Origin of the sequence: Microbacterium sp. BF1, from assembly GCF_019279095.1 — a bacterium.
Lineage (GTDB): Bacteria > Actinomycetota > Actinomycetes > Actinomycetales > Microbacteriaceae > Microbacterium > Microbacterium maritypicum.
Genome location: NZ_JAGYWT010000640.1, coordinates 1 through 1,204, shown reverse-complemented (window position 1 = coordinate 1,204; position 1,204 = coordinate 1). Strand labels below are relative to the sequence as shown.

The 1,204-nt window shown below is 70.0% G+C and carries 2 pseudogenes; both read left to right on the top strand.

Going from position 1 to position 1,204, the window contains the following annotated elements:
- Nucleotides 1-394: pseudogene (locus KZA10_RS15660) on the top strand (HSP90 family protein); the annotation flags it as partial.
- Nucleotides 395-417: 23 nt separating this feature from the next.
- A pseudogene (locus tag KZA10_RS15655) lies at nt 418-1,204 on the top strand (hypothetical protein); the annotation flags it as partial.

Below are 1,204 nucleotides of genomic sequence, written 5' to 3'. Positions count from 1 at the left end.
CTCCATCGACCGCCCCGACCTGGCCGGGCTCTACGTGGCCGACCCCGAGGTGCTGCGGGCGATCGATCGCGGGCGCACCAAGGGCATCACCGGCGCCCTGTGGGGCGGCGTGCTGGATCGCATCGACCAGACCCTGTCCTCCGCGCGCGAGGACGATCTGCGGGCTCGGCTGTGCCTGAACTGGTCGAACCGCGTCGTGCGCGCCCTGGTGCGCGTGCAGGACGACGCGGTGTTCGCCCGCACGGTGCAGCTGCTCTACATCCAGGCGCTGCTCGCCGGACACCACCCGCTCGCCGATGCCGACAGGGCTCTGATGACCAGCGCCCTCGCCGACCTCGTCTCACTCTCGGCCGGTCTGGAGGGGGACACCATCCCCTTCGGCGACGCTCGCTGAATCCTCCCCGAAAGGTTCCGTCCATGGCACGTCCGAAGAAGCGCTTCCAGCAGCTGATCGAGGAGATCGATCGCACCCCCTGGGGGCCCGCTGAGCAGGCCCTGGTCGCCGAGGCCGTCGCCCTCGCCGTGGAGATCGGCGACGAGCGTCTCGAATACGAGGCACGGATGCGTCAGACGGCGTCGGCGAACATGAACGGCGCGACCGACGTCATGCTCAATTCGTTCGCATGGTGCCTCGCCCACCACGACGCCGACCCGCAGCGCTTCCCCGCCGACCTCGACAACGGCGGTGCCGACCTGATGTGGCAGTTCAAGTGGATGGCGTCGTCGCTGCGGTCCTCCCCCGCGTTCTCGCAGGAGCAGATCGCCGCCGTGCTCGACGACATGGAATCCCACTACCGTGCGGCGGGCCTCGGCGTCAGCGGCGTGCTCACCGCCCGCTTCGAAGACGCCTGGGATGCGGGCCGCATGGATGAGGCCGAGGCACTGCGGGTGCAGCTGGAGGCCACGCCGCGCGACGACCACAGCCACTGCGACGCGTGCGGGCGCAGCCAGATCGCCGGTTTCTTCGCCGACACCGATCGCGACGCGGAGGCGATCGTCCTCGTCGAGGAGATGATCGAGGGCGGCTTCTCCTGCGGCGAGGAGCCGGAGCACGCGCTCTCGCGCGTGCTCCTGCCCTACCTGCGCGCCGGACGCCTGGATGAGGCGAAGACCGCGCACCTGCGCAGCTACCGGCTGGCCAAGGACAACCCCGACAACCTGCGCATCGTCGCCAACAACATCGTGTTCGCGGCCGTCACCGGCA